The sequence below is a fragment of the Tepidiforma sp. genome (assembly GCF_026419595.1).
GTDB lineage: Bacteria > Chloroflexota > Dehalococcoidia > Tepidiformales > Tepidiformaceae > Tepidiforma.
The window spans coordinates 1-2,967 of sequence record NZ_JANZZD010000054.1 but is presented as its reverse complement, the minus strand read 5'-3'; the positions used below and the strand labels follow the sequence as shown (position 1 = coordinate 2,967).

General features: G+C 71.5%; 4 protein-coding genes. All 4 read right to left on the bottom strand.

Annotation, left to right across the window (positions count from 1 at the left end):
• Positions 1-53: 53 nt before the first annotated feature.
• Positions 54-704 carry a hypothetical protein gene (locus N2041_RS14180; RefSeq protein WP_297679229.1) on the bottom strand — a complete coding sequence of 217 codons (651 nt, stop codon included), beginning with the start codon at positions 702-704 and terminating at the stop codon, positions 54-56.
• A complete protein-coding gene (locus N2041_RS14175) occupies positions 659-1,063 on the bottom strand; it encodes a DUF4332 domain-containing protein (protein ID WP_297679228.1) in 405 nt (134 codons plus the stop codon). The genes N2041_RS14180 and N2041_RS14175 overlap by 46 nt, the downstream gene beginning before the upstream one ends.
• 110 nt (positions 1,064-1,173) lie before the next feature.
• Complete coding sequence (locus N2041_RS14170) at positions 1,174-2,166, bottom strand: ketopantoate reductase family protein (RefSeq protein ID WP_297679227.1); 993 nt, start codon at positions 2,164-2,166, stop codon at positions 1,174-1,176.
• A complete protein-coding gene (locus tag N2041_RS14165; protein ID WP_297679226.1) occupies positions 2,163-2,723 on the bottom strand; it encodes a DUF5317 family protein in 561 nt (186 codons plus the stop codon). Before N2041_RS14165 ends, N2041_RS14170 begins: the two co-directional genes overlap by 4 nt.
• Between the last annotated feature and the right edge of the window lie 244 nt (positions 2,724-2,967).

Sequence of the window (2,967 nt, the reverse complement as noted above, 5' to 3'; positions counted from 1 at the left end):
CCACCTTGACAGGGTGGCATGTTAGACCGCTACACCACGGGGCCGAAGCTTTCTCATCGTACGGGCCGACCGTCTCCCGGGCAAGCCGGTCCCGCCCGGCCGTCCCCCTCGAGTGCCGCGCGCGCAGCCGCGAAGAGCGCCCGCGCGGCCTCGGCGCCGGGACAGTGGTTCTCCACGGGCCTCCCTTCCCACGTGCCGTAGACGCGGGTGAAGAGGCCGCGGGCGCCCCGGGCGAGCCGCGCTTCGGCATCGTCCAGCGCCGAGCGCTCCGCGTCGCTCGGCCGCCAGCTCGCCGCGTCGCCGCCCGTCCAGCAGCACGAAGCCAGCAGGGCGGCTGCCGAGTCGATCCCGGCCAGCACCTCGGCCGCGCCCGTACCGTCGAGCCGTCCTGCTGCCTTCGCCTCCCGCACGATGGCCGAGGCCGCCGCGTGCCACGCTTTGGCAGGAGGGAGCCCCGGGGGCATGCAGTCGCGCAGCGCCGCCGGGTCGAACAGGGCCGACAGGTTCGTCACCGCCTCGACGACCCGCGCGGGCAGGCCCGGCGACACTTTCGAGACCAGCACCCGGTCATCCCGGATAGCGATCACCCGCCGGCCGTGCCCGGGTCCGAGGAGGTCGTCGAGCCACCGCGCGACTTCGGCTTCTTGGCCGCCGCTCGTCAGTGCGTGACCGCCGCGGGGAGCGTCTTCGCCTCGGCGACCCACTTCTCGACCGCCGAGAGCGACGGCGCCTGGCGGACGAGCTTCTTCGCCTCGTTGACTTCGAGCAGCTTGGCGTGGAGATTCTCCGGCCGCCGCTGCGCCAGCTCCTTCACGCTGTCGACCCCGGCCGCCTCGAGCAGGTCCGAGTATTCCGACCCGATGCCTTTGACGCGCATCAGGTCCGCCCGGTTGACCCATTCGAGCACCTTCGCCGTCGTCACGCCGACCTTCTCGGCGACCTGCTCGCGGCCCTTCGCCGAGCCGGCCTGCTCGAGCAGCGCCTCGGTGGTCGGGATGCCCGCTGCCTCCAGTTTCGCCGCGCAGGTCGGACCGATGCCCTCGATCTCGATGATTTTCGCCATGGTCAGCTGCTCCTCGCCCGGGTTGGGCCGCGCCATCGTACGCCCCGGGCAAGCGCGGCGCTCGCATTCTGTCGCTCTCCGCGAATGGTTGCGCCGGCAACCTGCGGCACTCAGCGCGGCGAACCGGCGAGCCGCTCCAGGTCGTCGACCGTCAGGTGCCCCGGGCCCCGGCCCTCGGCCGCGACCCGGGCGGCGAGTTCGCGGACGGTGCGGTTCGCCGGCGTCGGGACGCCGTGCAGCATCCCGAGCATGACGATCTCGCCGTTCAGGTAGTCGACTTCGGTGACGGTATGGCCGCGCAGGACACTCTGCAGCGTCGAACTCCCCGAGCGCTGCTCTCCCGCGACCGGCACCGACCGGTAGTGGGCCGTGACCCGTTCGCGGTACTCCTCGGGGCTGACGGCGGAGATGCCGGCAGCGCGGAAGGCTGCCTCTCCTTCGGCGCGGAGCCGTTCGAGGAACCGGCCGACCGCGCCCCCGGCGCCCCAAGAGCTGCCGCCGAGCAGGACGTCCACGCCGTTGCCCAGGTTGAGGAGGAGCTTTCGGTACTTCAGCGCCATCACATCCGGGACGGCCTCGCTCCGGAACCCTGCACCGTCCAGCGCCCGGCACACGTCCCGGATGGTGCCGTCGATGCCGGCGGGGAAGCGCCCGGCATGGAGGCAGCCGCTGAGCGGCGCGCCGGAGGCGGTCACCACGCCCGGCTCCAGGTGCGTCGCGGGCAGCGCGACGAGCATCGCGTACACGTCGCGGAACCGCCGCGCTGCGAGCCGCTCGTTCTCGACCCCGTTTTGCGCGCAGACCACCGGCACCGCGGTCCCGACGCTGCGCTCGAGCTCGGCGAGGGCGGCAGCCGTGTCCTGCGTCTTCATGCAGAGCAGCACGACGTCGCCCGGCCGCCACTCGATGTCGCTCGGCCGCCCCGCCGCCGGGATGCGCAGCAGGTGCTCCCCGTCGGGTGTCCGGAAACGGAGTCCGTGTGTCCGTATCGCGTCGAGGTGCGCGCCCCGCGCGATGAGGGCGACCTCGGCGCCGGCGAGGTGGAGCCGCGCCCCGATCGTGCCGCCGATGGCCCCCGCACCGTAGATGACGAACCGTGTCATCCGGCCCCCCGTTCGACGTTCTCAGCCGGGGACGCCGCGTCCGCCCGCTCTCCGCCGGGGCGGAACGCCATCACTGCCGCCTGCGCCGCGACGAGCCCGAGCCCCGCGAAGAGGACGAAATCGCCGGCGGAGTAGATGTTCGTTCCATAGAGCGGCAGGTCGACGATGAACCGGTCCGAGAGCCAGTAGAACCGGATGTCGTCGCGCCGGAGGACGACGTCCTTCCCGTGGTTGGTCTGGCGGCCGATATCGGCCTCGGTGACTTCCGGGAAGGCACCCGAGCGCTGCAAAATCGCGAAGTCGATGGGCATCGCCCCGCCATGAGCCGCCATTGGCAGCAGATTCATCAGGATGCCCGCCGAGACAAGCCAGGCGCCGAAGAAGCGGCGGAAGTACAGCGCCATCAGGGCGAGCGCGGCCGTCGTGACGAGGAAGAGCATGCGGCGCATCGCGCCGGCCGCGCCGTCGAGCGGCATGTACGAAATGGCGAGCTGCTGCGCGAGGAAGATGACCGCAGCGGCCCCGAGGACGAACAAATCGCCCGCATGGCGCTTCATGCGGGCGATTGTCTCGGATTCGGCTGCTGCGTGCAGGGTTAGCCCCCTGCGCGCCGGTTTACCAGGACTGGTACGGGGCCGCGCCCGCGAGGGCGATAACGGCGAGGGCCGACACCGAAATAGCGAGCGTAACGAGGCGGCGGGTCATCTGCGAGTTCCTCCGGGAACGGTTTGTCGTCCCGGAAGGTACGCACCCGGTTCTTACGAAATTCTCGCGAGAGGCTCGAATCCCCCGGGATTACAC

What these genes read in the sequence shown, in the direction of transcription:
- N2041_RS14170 (WP_297679227.1), bottom strand. Translation starts at nt 2,166, where the DNA reads ATGACACGGTTCGTCATCTACGGTGCGGGGGCCATCGGCGGCACGATC.
- N2041_RS14175 (WP_297679228.1), bottom strand. Translation starts at nt 1,063, where the DNA reads ATGGCGAAAATCATCGAGATCGAGGGCATCGGTCCGACCTGCGCGGCG.
- N2041_RS14165 (WP_297679226.1), bottom strand. Translation starts at nt 2,723, where the DNA reads ATGAAGCGCCATGCGGGCGATTTGTTCGTCCTCGGGGCCGCTGCGGTC.